The following is a 16,449-nucleotide window of genomic DNA, read 5'->3' as shown; positions in this document are numbered from 1 at the left end:
GTGGTGTCAGCGCTGGAGCTGGACCGTGATGGAGCCGTCCATGGTCGCGATGCGCTCGGCGGCGTCAGCGTGCAGGCGACCCAGGACGACGATGCCGTCGTAGTACGACTGGTCGCCGTAGTACAGGACGAGATCGTTGCCGGGGGCGTAGTAGCCGACATCACCGACGTCGGGGTCGGCGCCGGCCGGTTGACCGTCCAACGACAGCGGTGACGGCAGACGACCCGTCTTCTCCACACCACCGTGATCGCTCATCTCGACGGTGAGCGGGAGCTGCGCGGCCAGATCGCGCGTGGCGGCGCTGTCGTCGAGAGTGGCTTGGAACTGCTGACCACCGATCGTGATGCGAATTCTTGTTCCGTCCCCTGCTGTACTCCGGGGGCGCGGCGAGGTGGGCCGGGCGGATTGCTGCCCTGCGGATGGCGATCCGGTCGGCTGGTCGACGGGAGCACTGGTGGTGGGTGTCGTGGGACGGCCGTCGGGTTGACGGCTCTGACCGCTGTCGGGTGCGCACGCGGCCAGGGCCAACGCGGCGATTGTGGCCGGAACGGCGGTAGGGATACGGCGTGCGGCTTTCATCGGTCCCCTAGGGCAGACGCGGACGCGGTCAGACGGTAAGCAGGACCTTGACGGCGGTGCGCTCGTCCATGGCGCGGTAGCCCTCGGCAGCACGGTCCAGGGGCAGAGTGAGGTCGAAGACCTTGCCCGGGTCGATCTTGCGGTCCCAGATCAGCTGAACCAGTTCGGGCAGGAACCGGCGAACCGGGGCCGGGCCGCCGTGGAGGTGGACGCCGGCCATGAACAGCTCGTCGCCGGGGATCGCGACGTCGTGGGAGACGCCGACGAACCCGACGTGGCCACCCGGCCGGGTCGAGCGAATGGCCTGCATCATCGCCTCCTGGGTGCCGACCGCCTCGATCACCGAGTGGGCTCCGAGTCCGTCGGTGAGGTCCTTGACCCGGGCCACGCCGGCGTCTCCGCGCTCTTCGACGATGTCGGTGGCGCCGAACTCCCTGGCGAGTGCTTGCCGGTCGGCGTGCCGGCTGACGGCGATGATCCGCTCCGCACCGAGCTGCTTGGCGGCCAGAACTCCCAGCAGTCCGACGGCGCCGTCGCCGACGACCGCGACCGTCTTGCCCGGGCCGGCCTCGGCGGCGACCGCGGCGAACCAGCCGGTGCCGAGCACGTCGGAGGCCGCCATCAGCGACGGGATCAGGCTGGGGTCGGGCATGCCCGGGGTGGCGACGAGCGTGCCGTCGGCCAGCGGGACGCGCGCCCGCTCGGCCTGCGTGCCGATGGTGCCCATCAGCACCCGGTGCACGCAGTACGCCTGGTAGCCGGCCCGGCAGATCTCGCAGGTGTTGTCGGAGGCCCAGAAGGAACCGACGACGAAGTCGCCGACCTCGACGGTGTGGACGTCGTCGCCGATCTGCTCGACGACGCCGACGTACTCGTGGCCCATCACCTGGTGGTCGACGGGCTCGGCGCCTCGGTAGGGCCACAGGTCGCTGCCGCAGATGCAGGTCGCCGACAGGCGGATGATGGCGTCCGTCGGCTCGATGATCTTCGGGTCCTGGCGCTGCTCGACCTGGACGTTGCCCGGCCCGTGCATGACTACCTGGCGCATCGCGCGCTCCTCCTCGTGGTGACGACGGGCCCCGGCGTGGAGGGACCCGGCTTTCGAGTGAACTCGACGGCCGGAAGAGGGAGAAGTCCCTGTCGATGGGTGTACTGACAGGGCACCCTTGACGGCCTCGGGAGCATCGTCGGCGGGCTAGTGTCGACGTCGTGGACAACCGTCAAGAGGTACGCGAGTTCCTCACGACTCGCCGTGCTCGGATCACCCCGGACCAGGCGGGGCTGCCCGCGACCGGTTCCCGGCGGGTCCCGGGGCTGCGCCGCAGCGAGGTCGCAACGATCGCCGGGCTCAGCGTGGAGTACTACGCCCGGCTCGAGCGCGGCCAGATCGCCGGTGCCTCCACCGGCGTGCTCGACGCACTCGCCCGCGCGCTGCAGCTGGACGAGACCGAACGCGCCCACCTGTTCGACCTCGCCCGGGCCGCCGACGGGATCCCGGCCTCGGGCCGGCCGCGCCGCCGTACGCCCGGCAAGGCCGCGTCGCGGCTCAGCCTGCACTGGGCACTCGACACGATCAAGGACGGCGTCGCGTTCGTCCGCGACCCGCGCCAGAACCTGCTCGCCACGAACGCCCTGGGCCGCGCCTTCTACTCACCCGTGATCGGAGACAGTGGCCGGACCCCGAACCTGGCCCGGTTCCAGTTCCTCGACCCCGCCTCCCGGGACTTCTACCCCGACTGGGACCTGTTCGCCCAGATGTGCGTCGGCATCATGCGTGCCGAGGCCGGCCGCGACCCGCACGACCGCGGCCTCCAGGACCTCGTCGGCGAACTGTCCACCCGCAGCGAGACCTTCCGCAGCCTGTGGGCCGACCACAACGTCCGTACCCACGGAAGCGGCACGAAGCGCTTCAACCATCCCGTCGTCGGCGAACTCACCCTCGTCTACGAGGAACTGGCGGTCACCGCCGAGCCGGGCCTGGTACTTCTGATCTACACCGCCGAGCCCGGCTCCCCGTCGGCCGAGCGGCTCCAGCTGCTCGCCTCGTGGGCGACACCGGCCGACGTACCGACGACCAACAGCTGAAGGAACCTCTGCGGATCACCCGCAGCTGCGTCGACACGCCAAGGGGTCGGCCGACGGGTTCACTCGTCCGCAGCACTATCAGGAAGTGTCGGGACGTCTTCTGTCTGCAACTCCGCCCGGTGCCGGACCAGGCGGAGTGGATGGCGGTAGTGCCCGGCCTGCAGGGCGGCGTCGGCCGCGACTTCCACCACGACCTTGGGCTGCACCTTGATGATCGGGGTCCGGCTGCCCCGGCCCCAGTGGGTGCTGATCTCGTCGGGCCACGGGTGCCGTTGGCCCGCCGGTCTCAGCAACCGGCCGACGGCCTCGGCCTGGGCGGCTTTCAGCGTCGTCGTCCGGCCGATCACCTCGAGCTCGCGACCGCGGTACCGCCCGACGACCAGCACCTCCGGCCGCTGCACCGATCCGGTGACCGCGCCGACGATCACGTCGACGGTCTCCCGGAACTTCACCTTGACCCAGTCCCGCCGCCCCGGCTGGTACCGGCTCGACGCACCCTTCACGACCAGGCCTTCCACTCCGCTGGCCTTGAACGCCTCCAGCCATTCCTTCGCTTCCTCGACATCAGCCGTGGCCGGCGACACCTGCAGCGGCGGCCGCCACCCTTGGGCGAGGCGCTCCAGCCGGGCCCGCCGGGCCGTCCACCGCATCGGCCGTACGTCGACGCCGCCGACCGCCAGTACGTCGAACGCCACGAACGCCGCCGGAAACGCCGGCGCCAGCTTCCGCCGTACCGTCGTCACCGTGTTGACCATGCGCTGCTGCAACGCGTCGAAGTCGAGCCGCTCCCCGTTCCACACCACCAGCTCGCCGTCCAGCACGCAGTCGGTTCCCAGCTGAGCCTGGAGCGCCGCCTGGACGTCGGGGAACTTCGCGGTGAAGTCCTTCCCGTTCCGGGACCACAACCGCACCTCGCCACCCCGGCACACCACGCCGACCCGGTAGCCGTCCCACTTCAGCTCGAACCTCGAACCTCCAGGCATGGCGTGCTCACCGGGCAGCTGGTCGACCGCCCGGGCCAGCTCCAATCCGACCGGCCCGAGCAAATCGGCCGCCAGCTTGCCCATGGTGCCAGTGTTGCGCTGGGCAAGCTTTGGCGCCACCTGGGAGGAGTGAGCCGGCGGCCTACCGCGCGTGGAGGAATCGCAGCCGGGGCGTTGTAGGGGCCTCGACACGAAACGTGGCACCAGCGGCAACGAGCTAGGCCGACTGCCTCGGGAGAAACCAACCGCCACCAGTGGCGGCGGTCAAGGGTCCGTCGCCGGTCGGTGACGGACTCGAACTCGCGCCTACGAGGCGGCCACCAAGCCGTCTGCTGACCACGTTCGACCTGACGTACGGGATCGTCGCTGCCGGTCGAGCGCCGCCCGGCTGCCCCTCACACCATGCACGCTGACGAGCCGGCGAACACCGCTATCCCTGGCCCTCGGCGTGGGTGACGCCTGGTCGCCACGGCTCGTGCACGTGCGCGAGCCAGACCTTCTCGGGGTCGAGCGCACGGATTTGCCGCTGCCCTTCGGTGCGCGGTTCGTCCAACTCACCGAACCACACCGCAGTATCGCCACAGATGACCTCTGGGCGTCCCCCGGTCTCGACCACGACGATCTGTGAACCGGGCGTATGACCCGGCGCTGGGACGAGCCGGATGCCGGGAAGCAACTCGAGTTCTCCGTCTACCGGCACGTACTGCAGGTGGGCAGCGTCGACCCACTCGCGAATCGTGTATTCCTCCTCGCTGTGGGCGTCCTCGAGCTCCCGGCGCTGAACGTAGATCGGCCGTCCGGCGAAGAGGTGGTTGCCGCCGCAATGATCGGCGTGAAGGTGCGTGTTGACGACGATGTCGATGCCGGCGACGTCGAAGTCCTGCTCGCTCAAGGGATAGAGGCGGGGATCGAAGGCGGCCACCACCGCCGGGTGCATCTCCGTCATGCCGGTGTCTACCAGAACCCGACCCTCGGGATGGTCGATCACGTGCACGCAGACCGGCATGACCTCTCCCTCGACGTGCAGCTCGGCAACGAGGATCGGCGTGACGGTGATGGCTCCGTCGGCGTTCATCGGTCTCCGGTTGCGCGGTCGGCAGCGACCGTGGTGAGTCCCTGGCTGACAATGCTGGCCTCTAGAGGTGTGGCCGGTGCCGTTGTCATCGATGAGTTCCTTCCTTGGGCCCGGGCCCACTTGCGGCGCCCGATGAGGTTGTCGAGCCACGGCTCTCGCTGACCGGGACGGTACCCCAGTCGGCCACCTTTTCGGAGAAGTGTTCGTTCTCCCATCAGCTCGCGTCCCGTACGAGCTCGTGACGACCCACCTCGTCCCGCTCAGCCGGGAGACAACCCGGTCCGTGACCACCTGCGCGGCGCGTGCGGAACGGGAATCAGACGAGGTTCAACGCTAGTGCGACGATGCCGCCGACCATCGAGATCGAGGTCGACCCGACGTGCATACCGATCGACAACCGGATGTCCTTCTTCTTCCAGACGAACCACGGCCCCGGGAAGAAGAAGATCAGCTTCGACACGAACGTCCAAGGGGCCCAGAAGTGGTACAGCGAGAACAAGACCGTGCTGAGCACCGGCGCTGCTGGGCCCAGCTGGGCGATCCGGGGCAGGAGGAACCCGCGGAAGTAGAACTCCTCGATCAGCGGCAGCGAGATCCCGGTCAGCGGCAGGCAGATCGCCAGCGTGGTGAGCATCACCGAGCGTCCGTTGCCCTCGAGGTACGTGGTGGCGCTGCCGCCCACCTCGGCGAACGGGAGCCAGGTGAAGAAGTGGTCGAAGACGAAGCCGTCCAGGGGGACGAGTGCCGTCGACACCACCATCATCCACAAGAACATCGGGATGACCAGGGCGACGAGCTTTCCCCTCGGCAACGGCTTGTCGGTGTAGTGCAGCACGCCGCGCAACGAGAACCGGCCGTTGCGCTTGCGCCCCAGCCAGTACAAGCCCGCCATCAGCGGTCCGAGCACCAGGGACAGGGCGATCGCCCAGCCCAGAAACACCGGATAGCCGATGGCCAGGACCAACGGTTCGGCGATCAGCAGATAAACCGCGACGATCAGAGCACCGGGGACCAGGTGCAGAGCGATGGACAGCGGCAGCGAGTGCCGGTCGGCCAGCAAGCGCTGTGCGATGCCGTGGGGTGGCTGGGGTTCCGTCGGGACCGTGGGCTCCTGCGTGTTTTCCATGCCCACTACGGTTGCCGGGCCGCCCGACACAGCCCTGACACGACCCTGACACAGTCTCGACTGGTCAGAGCCCGTAGCGCAGCAGCACCACCCCGTTGTGGAATCCGGTGGCCTCGAGCAGCTTCAGGCTCCGGCGATCCCCGAACAGCCGCGTTCCCTTGCCGCGAGCTGCCGGGCAGACCAGCAGCCGGACCTCGTCGACGACACCGGCCTCCAGCAGCGAACGCAGGAGGGTCAAGCTCCCCCACAACCAGATGTCCTTGCCGCGCTGTGCCTTGAGCTCGCGCACCGTGGCGGCCGGGTCGCGGATCACGGTCGCCGCCGGGAAGTCGCCCCACGGCGCGTCGTCCAGCGTCGACGAGGCGACGAACTTGGTCAGACTGTTGAGCTTCTGGCCGTACGCGCCCTGATCCTCGGCGTACGGCCAGTAGCCCTTGGACTGCTGGTACGTCGCGGCGCCCAGAATCATCGTGTCCACCGAGTCGATGAAGCCCATCAGGTTGTTCTGGAAGGGATTGTCGGTGACGGCGTCGTCGAACGGCTCCCCGGCCACGAAGCTGAGGCCCCCGTCCTCCTCCGCGGCGATGTTGTCGACGGTGACCCACTGCTGCACTACGAGCTTCCGCATGGCTGTCCTTCCCTGGCGATCGTGCGGCCACCCCGGCCGCATCTACCCCTGGACGAAGCCACCGCGCCGATCTCTACATCGCCGTCCCACCGTTTTGCGAGAAGGCGCGATCAGGGGTGGCGGCGCCGAACCAGTTCGGGAGGTGGTTGCGCAGGTCGTCCTGACCTTCGCCGATCCAGGCGATGTGGCCGTCGGGGCGGAGCAGTACGGCGGGGACGTCGAGTTCCTCGCTGGTGTCGACGACGTGGTCGACGCGATCCGCCCAGCCTTCGATCGAGAGCCGCCCGGTCTGGTCGAGCAGGAGACCGCGGCCCTGGTGCATCAGGGCGTAGAGGCGGCCCTGCTTCAGCTGTACGTCCCGCAGGCGGCGGCCGAGCAGTTCGTGGCCCTCGCCGAAGTCGTAGCGGACGCCGATCGCGCTGACCATCTCGACCAGGAACCGGTTCACGTCGTCGAAGTCCAGCAGTTTCGCCACCAGCCGGCGGACCGCCTGAGGGCCGGGCTCGGTGGACATCAGCTCCATCTGCGCGCGGGTGTTGTCCAGTACGTCGGCCGCCACCGGGCGGCGCTCGCTCTCGTAGCTGTCCAGCAGCCCGTCCGGCGCCCAGCCGTTGATCTCCGCGGCCAGCTTCCAGCCGAGGTTGAACGCGTCCTGGACGCCGAGGTTCAGTCCCTGCCCGCCGGCCGGTGGGTGAACGTGCGCCGCGTCGCCGGCCAGCAGCACCCTGCCGGTCCGGTAGCGCTCGGCCAACCGGGTGGCATTGCCGAACCGGGAAAGCCACCGCGGTGAGTGCACACCGAAATCGGTGCCACCGACCGCACGCAGCTGCCGCTTGAACTCCTCGAACGTCGGCGGAACCGCCCGTTCGTCGGCCACCCCGTCGGCAGGCACGACCACGCGGTACAACCCGTCCTTGAGCGGCATCGCGCCGAACCGCAATTGAGTCTTGCGTACTTCGGCCATCACCTCGGCCAGCGTCTCCGCCGAAGCGGTCAGCTGCATTTCCCCCAGCAGCGTCTCGACCGTCGACGGCTCGCCAGGAAAGCCGACGCCGAGCAATTTCCGCACCGTACTGCGTCCGCCGTCGCAGCCGACGAGATACCGCGCACGCAATTGCGTACCGTCGGCCAAGGTGGCCGTGACACTTTCGTCGTCCTGAACGAGCCCGGCAACTGCACAGCCACGCCGTACCTCGGTACCGAGCTCGACGGCCCACTCGGTCAGCAGGCGGTCGGTGATGGTCTGCGGCAGTCCGAGAGTGTACGGATGGGCGGTGTCCAGCCCGTCCGGCGAGGCCTTCGGAATGCCCGCGAAGAAGCCACCGACCGGGTACTGCCGGCCGTGCGCGAGGAACCGCTCCAGCACCCCACGCTGGTCCATCACCTCGACGCTGCGGGTGTGCAGCCCCAGCGAGCGGACCACCGGGCTCGGCTCCCGCTCCTTCTCCAGGACCACGACGCGCACGCCCTGCAGGCGCAGTTCACCGGCCAGCATCATGCCGGTCGGCCCACCACCGGCCACGATGACGTCAATCATGAAAAACCCCCAGATTCCCCGAGTTCGCCTGCCGACGAGATCGGCTCGTCGACACAGTCCGCGTTTTTCCGCTGCGCGGATTCGGCGTCGGCTGGAGATTCTGCAGCACCATGCGGGGCTTGCGGCAAGCCCCGGGGTGCGCTATACCTTGGGTGTGGCAAGGAGATTCATCTCCTTGCCTTTTCGTTTGCGCCTTCGTTTCCGGCGCGGCCGCCGGCCGGGACCTAGGAGCGGACCAGGCGGGCGATCGCCTCGGAGGCTTCCTTGAGCTTGCGGTCGGCCTCCGGGCCGCCGGCCGCCGCCGCGTCCACGACGCAGTGCGCGAGGTGGTCGTCGAGCAGTCCGAGCGCGACCGACTCCAGCGCCTTCGTCATCGCCGAGATCTGGGTCAGGATGTCGATGCAGTACTGCTCGTCGTCGACCATGCGCTGCAGGCCCCGGGCCTGACCCTCGATCCGCTTCAGCCGGCGCAGGTACGCCTCTTTGTCGCCGATGTAACCGTGCGGTGCCTGCTCGGCCACGCTCACCACTTCCCTTCGCTGCCGTCGTCGCGCACCCTACCGGCCCGGCCGGATCCTGCTGAGGTCTTGCGCTCGCATGGGGTACCCCCCTAGGGTATCGAACCATCCCCCCGCACAAGCCGGGGACCCGTTCGGGGTGCATTGATACCCCATACCGGTAAGGAGTAGAGGATGAGTCACACCGAAGCACCAGCGGCGAGCCGGCGCTGGTGGGCGCTCGGCCTGATCGCCGCGGCGCAGTTCATGGTGATCATGGACACCTCGATCATCGGCGTCGCGCTGCCGAAGATGCAGGCCGAACTCGGGTTCAGCCCGGGCGACCTGTCCTGGGTGTTCAACGCCTACGTGGTCGCGTTCGGCGGCCTGCTGCTGCTCGGCGGCCGGCTGTCGGACCTGCTGGGAGCGCGCCGGGTGTTCGCGGCCGGCTGGGCGGTCCTGCTGGCCGGGTCACTGGTGGCCGGCTTCGCCACCGGCGTCGCGGCGGAGCTGATCGGCCGGGCGGTCCAGGGCGTCGGAGCGGCGCTGATCGCGCCGGCGGCCCTGACGCTGCTGATGATGCTGTTCGGCGGCAACCCGCGCGAGCTGACCAAGGCGATCGCGCTGTACGGCGCGGCCGCTCCGGCCGGTGGCACGGCCGGGGTGTTCCTCGGCGGCGTGATCACCGAGTACCTGTCCTGGCCCTGGGTGTTCTTCCTGAACGTCCCGATCGCCGCGGTCGCGCTGATCGCCACTCCGGCCCTGATGCCGGCCGCGCCCGCACGCCGTGGCTCCATCGACTTCGTCGGCGCGCTGACCGTCACGCTCGGACTCGGCGCCGGCGTGTACGCGATCGTGCGCGCACCCGAGGTCGGCTGGACCGACAGCTCCACCCTGCTCGTCGGCGCGGCGGCGGTGGCGCTGCTGCTCGTGTTCGTCGCGGTGCAGGCGGCCCGACGGGAGCCCTTGATGCGGCTGGGCATCTTCAGCGCACCGAACCTCGCGGCCGCCAACGTCGCGCAACTGCTGCTCGGAGCGGCGTGGGTGCCGATGTGGTTCTTCCTGAACCTGTACCTGCAGCAGGTCCTCGGCCTCAGCGCGTTCCCGAGCGGCTCGGCGCTGCTGCCGATGACGACGTTCATCATGCTCGGCATGATCGTGGTCGCCCCGAAGGCGATCGCCGCGTTCGGCCCGCAAAAGACGCTCGTCGCCGGCATGACGGTGCTCACCGCCGGACTGGCCGGCCTGTCGCTGATCCGCTCCGACGGGTCGTTCTGGGCCGATGTGCTGCCCGCCTCGCTGGTCGCGGCGGCCGGGATGTCGCTGGCCTTCATCCCCAGTCTGGGCATCGCGCTGTCGTCGGCACGCCCCGAGGAAGGTGGCCTGGCGTCCGGAATCGTCAACACCAGCTACCAGATCGGTTCCGCGCTCGGCCTGGCCGCGATGACCGCGGTCGCGGCGGCGAACGGCGCCGACCGGCTGGGCGACCTGTCCTCGCTCACCGACGGCTACTCGGCGGCATTCGTCGGAGCAGCCGTCATCGCCGCAGCCGGCGCCGTGCTGGCCGCGGTCACCCTGCGCACCCGACCGACTGACGCCCCGGCCGGCGACCCGACCGACGCCGCGGCGAGCGACCCGACCGCCGACTCGGCGGCGAGCGGGGGTTCGGTCGACGCCCCGGCGAGCCGGTGAGCTGTCGACGGCCTCCCCGGCCCACCGCCCCAGGCGGCGGCCGGGGAGGCGACCCGTCGTACCAGCAAGCGGCAGTGGTTAGGGTTGGAGCGATGGACAGGTGGCGCGCACGCATCCGACGGGCACCGCCGACCCCCTGGCGCCGCACCACCTTGTCGCAACTCTGCGTGCTCCGCACCTAGGCCGGACCCTGCCCACAACCGGGTTCCGGCCGACGCGCCGCCCCCGGGGTTCACCGCAGCACACGCTTCGAAACGACAAGGACTCACCCGATGCGACACCACCTGTGGAGAACCGCTGCCCCGACGGCACTGCTCGTGCTGGCCGGACTCGCCCTGGCCGGGTGCGGAGACAACAGCGACAGTGGAACGATGCCCGGCATGGACCACGGCGCACCGTCCAGCACCCAGTCCAGCTCGGCACCCGCGGCCGGGGACTTCAACGACGCCGACGTGACCTTCGCGACCCAGATGATCCCGCACCACCAGCAGGCCGTGCAGATGGCCAACATGGCGGACTACAACGCCTCCGCGCCGGCGGTGAAGAAGCTCGCCAAGGCAATCAGGGCCGCGCAGGGCCCCGAGATCAAGACCCTGTCGGCTTGGCTCACCAGCTGGGGCAAGCCGGTGCCCACGCCCTCGCACGGCGACCACAGCGCACACGAGATGCCCGGCATGCTGTCCGAAGACGAACTGTCCGATCTGGGCAACGCCAGCGGCTCCACCTTCGACCGCCTGTGGGCGCAGCAGATGATCAAGCACCACCAGGGCGCGATCGGCATGGCGAAGGCCGAGCAGACCGGGGGCCGGAACGCCGGCGCGGTCGACCTGGCTCGGAAGATCGCGACCGACCAGGCGCGCGAGATCGCGGCGCTGCAGCGTCTGCTCGCTCGGCTCCCGGCCGACTGATCCGACCCGGGTCAGAAAATTTCGCTCGATGGGAAATACCCCAGGGGGGTACCGTGTTCTTTGTCGTGAGGCCGCGGGTTCGCCCGCGGCCGCACGGAACGGGACGCTGAGAGGACAGATCATCATGGTGAAGGCCACCTCGTCCGGCCAGGAGCACCACAACCCTGGCCACCAACACCCCCACGACACGCGCCCGGCGCCGGTCCGCGCAGGCGTCCACGACCACTCAGGTCACAGCGGGCACGCCGGCCACACGGGGCACGACGAACACACCGGGCACGACAAGCACGCCGGCCACGACCCCGAGATGTTCCGGCGCAAGTTCTGGCTCAGCCTGCTGCTCACGCTGCCGATCGTTGCCACCAGCCACATGGTGATGGACTGGTTCGGCTACACGCTGGACTTCCCCGGGATGAGCTGGGTCGGTCCGCTGCTCGGTACGTTCGTTTTCCTGTACGGCGGCCGGCCGTTCCTGGTCGGCGGCGTGCGGGAGGCGCGCGACCGGGCTCCGGGCATGATGCTGCTGATCTCGATGGCGATCACCGTCGCGTACGTCGCGTCGCTGGCCACCAGTCTGGGCGCGTTCGACCTGGACTTCTGGTGGGAGCTGGCCGCGCTCGTCACGATCATGCTGCTGGGCCACTGGCAGGAGATGAAGGCGATCGGCCAGGCGCAGGGCGCCCTCGCCGCCCTGGCCGCGCTGCTGCCCGACGACGCCGAGCGGGTCACCGACGACGCTGTCGAAACCGTCTCCGTCACCGAACTGCGGGTCGGCGACGTCGTCCTGGTCAGGTCCGGTGCGCGGGTGCCGGCCGACGGCGAGATCGTCGAAGGCGCGGCGGAGCTGGACGAGTCGATGATCACCGGCGAGTCCCGGCCGGTCTCCCGGACCGTCGGTGAGCGCGTGGTCGCCGGCACCGTGGCGACCGACTCTGCCATCCGGGTCCGCGTCGAGGCGATCGGCGAGGACACCGCGCTGGCCGGGATCCAGCGGCTGGTGAGCCAGGCCCAGCAGTCCAGCGGCCGCGCCCAGGTGCTGGCCGATCGCTTCGCCGCGATGCTCTTCTTCATCGCCACCGCGGCGGCGCTGGTCACCTTCCTGGCCTGGTGGGCGTTCGGCAACCTCGACGAGTCGGTCGTCCGGACCGTCACCGTCCTGGTGATCGCCTGCCCGCACGCCCTCGGGCTGGCGATCCCGCTGGTCATCGCGCTGTCGACGGCGGTCGCCGCCAAGGCCGGGATCCTGGTCAAGGACCGGCTGGCGCTGGAGCGGATGCGGACCGTGCAGGCGGTGCTGTTCGACAAGACCGGCACGCTGACCAAGGGCGAGCACGTCGTCACCGGCGTCGCGGGCGACGGGATCGACGAGCAGGACGTGCTGCGGATCGCGGGTGCGGTCGAGGCCGACAGCGAGCACCCGCTGGCCAGGGCCATCGTCACCGCCGCCGACCGGCGCTCAGGACGAGCACGGGCGAGCGAGTTCAAGTCACTGACCGGCCGGGGCGTGCAGGCCGCCGTCGACGGTACGACGTACGCGGTCGGTGGTCCGGCTCTCCTGCGGGAGCTGGGCGTCGAGGTGACGGGTGTGCTGTCCGAACGCGCCGACGAGTGGTCCGGGCGTGGTGCCGCCGTGCTCTACCTGCTGCGTCTCGACGGGCCCACCGCGGTACCGGCCGGAGCGATCGCCCTGGAGGACGAGGTCCGGCCCGAGGCGCGGGAAGCGGTCGAGCAGCTCCGGGCGGCCGGGGTGGCGAAGATCGTGATGATCACCGGCGACGCCGAGCCTGTCGCGCGGGCCGTGGCGGCCGATCTCGGCTTCCGCGACGGCGTCGACGAGGTGTTCGCCGAGGTGCTGCCGGCCGACAAGGACAAAGCGGTCAGCGAGCTGCAGTCCCGGGGCCTGACGGTGGCGATGGTCGGCGACGGCGTCAACGACGCGCCCGCCCTGGCCCGCGCCGACGTCGGCATCGCGATCGGCGCCGGCACCGACGTCGCCATCGAGTCGGCCGGGGTCGTGCTCGCCTCGTCCGACCCGCGCGGTGTCACCGGCGTGATCCGGCTGTCCAAGGCGTCGTACCGCAAGATGATCCAGAACCTCGCCTGGGCAGCCGGCTACAACGTCGTCGCCATCCCCCTGGCTGCCGGTGCGCTCGCCTGGGCCGGCATCTCCCTCAGCCCGGCCGTCGGCGCCGTCCTGATGTCCGCTTCGACCATCGTCGTCGCCGCCAACGCCCAGCTCCTCCGCCGCGTCCACCTCAACCCCACCCGCTGATCTCCGTCAGCAGAACGCCGCCCGCCATCCGGGGTCCCGCAGCAGCCGAACCGCCCACTCGTACTGCGGGCCCCGGAGTGCGGCCAGCTCCGCGCGGCTGCCCGGACCGAGAGAGGCCAGGTCGCGAAGGAACGTCAGCGGCGTACGGACGATCGCCAGCGGAAGCGCCGCCCGCTCCACCGAGCTGAGCGAAACGGCCAGGGCACCGTCGTACCAGCCGCGCGAGTGCGGATCGTCCGCGGGACCGGCCAGCCACGGGCCCGGAGATACTCCCGCACCGCCTGCACGGCGGCCAGCCGATCGGGCTCGATCCAGTCGGGGGTGACCCGGACGACCAGCGCGCCGCGGTCGGAGGCGACCTGCAGGTTCAGGTTGTAGTTGCCGCCGAGGTCGCGCACGAAGGCGGCCTCCGTCAGGGGGTACTCCTGACGGACCAGCTCCAGCCACTGCTCGGTCGCCTCGGCGCGGACCCCGGTCATCGCCCCAGCCTCACCCAGTGGTCAGAGCAGGAGGTTGAGCACGATGGTCAGGACGACGGAGGCGACCACCGAGATGAGGATCATCATCAGGCAGCCGACGCCGCCGCCGAGGGGTCGGACTTGCAGGGGGGCCATGGGCTTTCCTTCCGGCCAGTGACGAGGGACAGCGGCCCGGTACCCAGCTGTACGAGCTTAGACTGCGGGACATGGCCCGCAGGAAAGCTCGGGTGGCGGACGTGCACGAAGTGGCGGCGGGCATGCCGCACGTGACGGTGGAGCGCGGGGGTGCGGGCAACCCCGTCTACCAGGTGGGCGGGAAGTCGTTCGTGTTCTTCCGCACGCCGCGGCCCGACGCGTTCGACCCGGACACGGGTGAGCGGTACGACGACGTGATCGTGATCTGGGTACCGAGCGAGGACGACAAGCTCGCCCTGGTGTCCGACGAGTCCACCCCGTTCTTCACCACGCCGCACTTCGACGGGCACCTGTCGGTGCTGGTCCGCGCCGGCCGGATCGGTGAGCTGTCCCACCAGGAGCTGACCGAGGTCATCCAGGACGCCTGGCTCTCCCGCGCCTCGAACCGCCGCGCCACCACCTGGCTCGCCGAGCACCGCCTGACCTGATCCGCACGGGCTGCGTCTTCCCGCCGGTACTTACCAATCGTTAGTATGACGAGGTGCCGCCGACCCGTGTGCCCAGGCCCCGGCCTGGAAGCCGCAGACCCGCTCGGGCCCGTCTCCCCGACGGGCACCTGGCCAACGTCTACAGCGCGGCGTGCCCGTCCCGGCAGGCGCTGGACCGGCTCGCGGACAAGTGGAGCGTCCTGCTCATCGGCGCACTGGAGGCAGGACCACGCCACTTCGGCCAGTTGCGGCAGCAGGTCGACGGCATCAGCGAGAAAATGCTCACCCAGACCCTGCGCAGCCTGGAAACCGACGGGCTGGTCATCCGCCGCCCCAACGCGGACCGGACCGTCAGCTACGAACTGACCCCGCTGGGACACACCGTGCGTGAGCCGATGGCCGCCGTTCGGGCCTGGGCGGAGCGGTACATCGACGACATCGAACAAGCCCGCGAGCAAGCCGGCCGCCAGGAGTCCGGCGACCGCTGACCGGGCCGGATCAGTGGGTGGTGACGGCCCACCGGTACTGCCGCCGGGCGGGCAGGAAGCGGCCGAACACGGTGCCTGCGAAGTGGCCGCCGGCGATCAGCGTGTTCTGGTCCTGGTACTGCTCCAGCACCCTGCCGCGCGTCCTGGTCCCCTCGTCGGCGTCGACGTCGAGCAGGAAGTTCCAGTCGGTCTCGCTGATCTGGGCCTGGGTGTGCATGACGTCGCCGAGGATGAGCAGGCGCTGCTCGGTGTCCGGGTCGGTGACCAGCAGGCTCGTGTGACCCGGGGTGTGCCCGGCGGTGGCGATCGCCCGGACGCCGGGCACCACCGGCCGGTCGTGGTCGAGGAACTCGACGACCGCGCTGAGCGGCTTCTGCACGGCCTGCAGGTCCGGACCGGTGACCTCGTCCCGGCCGTTCCAGTAGTCCCACTCGGCGCTGTCGACCAGGTGGCGGGCGTTGCCGAACGTCAGCGGGCCCACCGGTCCACCGGACGGGGAGCCGGGAGCGGGCGCGACGTCCGTGGTCCAGCCGACGTGGTCGTGATGGAGATGGGTGTACACCACCGTGTCGATGTCAGCCGGCCGCAGTCCTTCGCCGGCGAGGCTGTCGAGCAGCGCCCCACCCTTGAACGACCCGAAGTTCGGCACCTCGAAGTCCACCGCTCCCAGGCCGAGATCGACCAGCACCCGGTGGTCGCCGGTGCGGATCAGGAACGACCCGACACTGATCGGCAGCCGGCCGTCCGGATCGAGGTACGGCGCGTAGGCGTTCCAGCCGTCGGGGCCGGACGCCGGGAAGAGCGCGGCCGGGTCCAGGTGGACCTCGCCGTCCGGCAGGTAGCTGACCGTCGTCGATCCGATCGTGAGCCGGCTCGGGCCTGCGGGATTGAGCATCGTCGTTCCTTTCGTGGGCTTGACTTCAACCATCGGCGCGACCCGTTGCCGCCCGCAAGTACGCACTTGCAAGTGCGGAGGCCCTACCCGAGCAGCAGAGGATCTCGATCCGATCACGATGCGTTAGAGGGGCGGGTACTGGCACCTGGCACTCACCAACCAACCAACCAAGGAGTGAAGATGTCCGCGTACCAGCAAGGTCCCCCGCCCGGCGGCATGCCCCAGGGCCAGGCGCCTGTCGGCGCTCCGCAGACTCCGCCCACCGGTGGAGGGCCCGGTGTCGGCGCTCCGGTCCGAGGCTGGCCCTCGGAAACCAAGGCTGCCTACAAGACCACCGAACTGATCGCCTACGTCGCCGCGGTCCTCGGCGTTCTGATCGCCGCCGCGGTCGTCGGTGAGGACAGCGAGGGCCGCGACGGTTTCGGCGCCGACCACGCCTGGCTGTATGTCACCTTGCTGACCATCGGCTACTTGATCAGCCGGGGGCTCGCCAAGTCCGGCAGCCGGTACGAAGGTCAGTAGTTCGCTTGATCCCGGACCCGGAAGCCCGGGCACGTACGCGATCTTCTCGTACTCCGGCAG

The 16,449-nt window shown here is 70.0% G+C and carries 17 protein-coding genes; 7 read left to right on the top strand and 10 right to left on the bottom strand.

Annotation, left to right across the window (positions count from 1 at the left end):
• Positions 1-6: 6 nt before the first annotated feature.
• The gene (locus KFLA_RS07570; RefSeq protein WP_012919189.1) at positions 7-528 is read right to left on the bottom strand and encodes a cyclophilin-like fold protein; all 522 of its coding nucleotides are present in this window, start codon (positions 526-528) and stop codon (positions 7-9) included.
• Positions 529-607: 79 nt separating this feature from the next.
• On the bottom strand, positions 608-1,627 hold the full coding sequence (locus tag KFLA_RS07565; RefSeq protein WP_012919188.1) for a zinc-dependent alcohol dehydrogenase family protein: 1,020 nt from the start codon (positions 1,625-1,627) through the stop codon (positions 608-610).
• Between the two features lie 161 nt (positions 1,628-1,788).
• On the opposite strand from KFLA_RS07565, the gene KFLA_RS07560 reads away from it, so the two are divergent.
• The gene (locus KFLA_RS07560) at positions 1,789-2,664 is read left to right on the top strand and encodes a helix-turn-helix transcriptional regulator (RefSeq protein WP_012919187.1); all 876 of its coding nucleotides are present in this window, start codon (positions 1,789-1,791) and stop codon (positions 2,662-2,664) included.
• 59 nt (positions 2,665-2,723) lie between these two features.
• Here the strand turns inward: KFLA_RS07560 and KFLA_RS07555 are convergent, their stop codons facing one another.
• The 6 genes from KFLA_RS07555 to KFLA_RS07530 all read right to left on the bottom strand — a co-directional run bounded on the left by KFLA_RS07555 (position 2,724) and on the right by KFLA_RS07530 (position 8,540).
• Complete coding sequence (locus tag KFLA_RS07555; RefSeq protein ID WP_012919186.1) at positions 2,724-3,731, bottom strand: ATP-dependent DNA ligase; 1,008 nt, start codon at positions 3,729-3,731, stop codon at positions 2,724-2,726.
• Between the two features lie 346 nt (positions 3,732-4,077).
• Positions 4,078-4,722 (bottom strand): MBL fold metallo-hydrolase, encoded by a 645-nt coding sequence (locus KFLA_RS07550; RefSeq protein ID WP_012919185.1) that lies wholly within the window; start codon positions 4,720-4,722, stop codon positions 4,078-4,080.
• 316 nt (positions 4,723-5,038) lie between these two features.
• Positions 5,039-5,848: a CPBP family intramembrane glutamic endopeptidase gene (locus KFLA_RS07545; protein WP_012919184.1), complete on the bottom strand. Its 810-nt coding sequence runs from the start codon at positions 5,846-5,848 to the stop codon at positions 5,039-5,041.
• Positions 5,849-5,912: 64 nt separating this feature from the next.
• Positions 5,913-6,476: a dihydrofolate reductase family protein gene (locus KFLA_RS07540; protein ID WP_012919183.1), complete on the bottom strand. Its 564-nt coding sequence runs from the start codon at positions 6,474-6,476 to the stop codon at positions 5,913-5,915.
• A gap of 73 nt (positions 6,477-6,549) precedes the next feature.
• On the bottom strand, positions 6,550-8,013 hold the full coding sequence (rox, locus tag KFLA_RS07535; RefSeq protein ID WP_012919182.1) for a rifampin monooxygenase: 1,464 nt from the start codon (positions 8,011-8,013) through the stop codon (positions 6,550-6,552).
• A 224-nt stretch (positions 8,014-8,237) separates the two neighbouring features.
• On the bottom strand, positions 8,238-8,540 hold the full coding sequence (locus KFLA_RS07530) for a metal-sensitive transcriptional regulator (RefSeq protein ID WP_012919181.1): 303 nt from the start codon (positions 8,538-8,540) through the stop codon (positions 8,238-8,240).
• A 165-nt stretch (positions 8,541-8,705) separates the two neighbouring features.
• Between KFLA_RS07530 and KFLA_RS07525 the strand changes: the two genes are divergently transcribed.
• From KFLA_RS07525 to KFLA_RS07515, 3 genes are all read left to right on the top strand, one after another.
• Positions 8,706-10,202: an MFS transporter gene (locus KFLA_RS07525; RefSeq protein WP_012919180.1), complete on the top strand. Its 1,497-nt coding sequence runs from the start codon at positions 8,706-8,708 to the stop codon at positions 10,200-10,202.
• Positions 10,203-10,474: 272 nt separating this feature from the next.
• Entirely contained in the window at positions 10,475-11,110 is a 636-nt protein-coding gene (locus KFLA_RS07520; RefSeq protein ID WP_012919179.1) for a DUF305 domain-containing protein, read from the top strand.
• A 124-nt stretch (positions 11,111-11,234) separates the two neighbouring features.
• Positions 11,235-13,382 carry a heavy metal translocating P-type ATPase gene (locus KFLA_RS07515; protein ID WP_012919178.1) on the top strand — a complete coding sequence of 716 codons (2,148 nt, stop codon included), beginning with the start codon at positions 11,235-11,237 and terminating at the stop codon, positions 13,380-13,382.
• A gap of 134 nt (positions 13,383-13,516) precedes the next feature.
• Here the strand turns inward: KFLA_RS07515 and KFLA_RS07510 are convergent, their stop codons facing one another.
• Entirely contained in the window at positions 13,517-13,861 is a 345-nt protein-coding gene (locus KFLA_RS07510) for a phosphotransferase (RefSeq protein WP_012919177.1), read from the bottom strand.
• Positions 13,862-14,067: 206 nt separating this feature from the next.
• Between KFLA_RS07510 and KFLA_RS07505 the strand changes: the two genes are divergently transcribed.
• The gene (locus KFLA_RS07505; RefSeq protein ID WP_041289199.1) at positions 14,068-14,484 is read left to right on the top strand and encodes an MmcQ/YjbR family DNA-binding protein; all 417 of its coding nucleotides are present in this window, start codon (positions 14,068-14,070) and stop codon (positions 14,482-14,484) included.
• A 53-nt stretch (positions 14,485-14,537) separates the two neighbouring features.
• Positions 14,538-14,972, top strand: coding sequence for a winged helix-turn-helix transcriptional regulator (locus tag KFLA_RS07500; RefSeq protein WP_237706746.1), 435 nt, complete (start codon positions 14,538-14,540; stop codon positions 14,970-14,972).
• Between the two features lie 10 nt (positions 14,973-14,982).
• On the opposite strand, the gene KFLA_RS07495 is transcribed toward KFLA_RS07500, so the two are convergent.
• Entirely contained in the window at positions 14,983-15,867 is an 885-nt protein-coding gene (locus tag KFLA_RS07495) for an MBL fold metallo-hydrolase (RefSeq protein ID WP_012919173.1), read from the bottom strand.
• A gap of 180 nt (positions 15,868-16,047) precedes the next feature.
• Here KFLA_RS07495 and KFLA_RS07490 point away from each other — a divergent pair, with 180 nt between their 5' ends.
• Positions 16,048-16,389 carry a hypothetical protein gene (locus tag KFLA_RS07490; RefSeq protein WP_012919172.1) on the top strand — a complete coding sequence of 114 codons (342 nt, stop codon included), beginning with the start codon at positions 16,048-16,050 and terminating at the stop codon, positions 16,387-16,389.
• The last annotated feature ends 60 nt before the right edge of the window (positions 16,390-16,449 follow it).

Source organism: Kribbella flavida DSM 17836 (assembly GCF_000024345.1).
GTDB classification, from domain to species: Bacteria; Actinomycetota; Actinomycetes; order Propionibacteriales; family Kribbellaceae; genus Kribbella; species Kribbella flavida.
Note: the sequence above shows the minus strand (reverse complement) of the source record. Positions and strands in the feature narration are given on the sequence as shown.

Excerpts from the sequence above, each read along its gene's own strand:
- KFLA_RS07565 (WP_012919188.1), bottom strand. The coding sequence starts at position 1,627 with ATGCGCCAGGTAGTCATGCACGGGCCGGGCAACGTCCAGGTCGAGCAG.
- KFLA_RS07555 (WP_012919186.1), bottom strand. The coding sequence starts at position 3,731 with ATGGGCAAGCTGGCGGCCGATTTGCTCGGGCCGGTCGGATTGGAGCTG.
- KFLA_RS07550 (WP_012919185.1), bottom strand. The coding sequence starts at position 4,722 with ATGAACGCCGACGGAGCCATCACCGTCACGCCGATCCTCGTTGCCGAG.
- KFLA_RS07545 (WP_012919184.1), bottom strand. The coding sequence starts at position 5,848 with ATGGAAAACACGCAGGAGCCCACGGTCCCGACGGAACCCCAGCCACCC.
- KFLA_RS07540 (WP_012919183.1), bottom strand. The coding sequence starts at position 6,476 with ATGCGGAAGCTCGTAGTGCAGCAGTGGGTCACCGTCGACAACATCGCC.
- rox (WP_012919182.1), bottom strand. The coding sequence starts at position 8,013 with ATGATTGACGTCATCGTGGCCGGTGGTGGGCCGACCGGCATGATGCTG.
- KFLA_RS07525 (WP_012919180.1), top strand. The coding sequence starts at position 8,706 with ATGAGTCACACCGAAGCACCAGCGGCGAGCCGGCGCTGGTGGGCGCTC.
- KFLA_RS07520 (WP_012919179.1), top strand. The coding sequence starts at position 10,475 with ATGCGACACCACCTGTGGAGAACCGCTGCCCCGACGGCACTGCTCGTG.
- KFLA_RS07515 (WP_012919178.1), top strand. The coding sequence starts at position 11,235 with ATGGTGAAGGCCACCTCGTCCGGCCAGGAGCACCACAACCCTGGCCAC.
- KFLA_RS07510 (WP_012919177.1), bottom strand. The coding sequence starts at position 13,861 with ATGACCGGGGTCCGCGCCGAGGCGACCGAGCAGTGGCTGGAGCTGGTC.
- KFLA_RS07505 (WP_041289199.1), top strand. The coding sequence starts at position 14,068 with ATGGCCCGCAGGAAAGCTCGGGTGGCGGACGTGCACGAAGTGGCGGCG.
- KFLA_RS07495 (WP_012919173.1), bottom strand. The coding sequence starts at position 15,867 with ATGCTCAATCCCGCAGGCCCGAGCCGGCTCACGATCGGATCGACGACG.
- KFLA_RS07490 (WP_012919172.1), top strand. The coding sequence starts at position 16,048 with ATGTCCGCGTACCAGCAAGGTCCCCCGCCCGGCGGCATGCCCCAGGGC.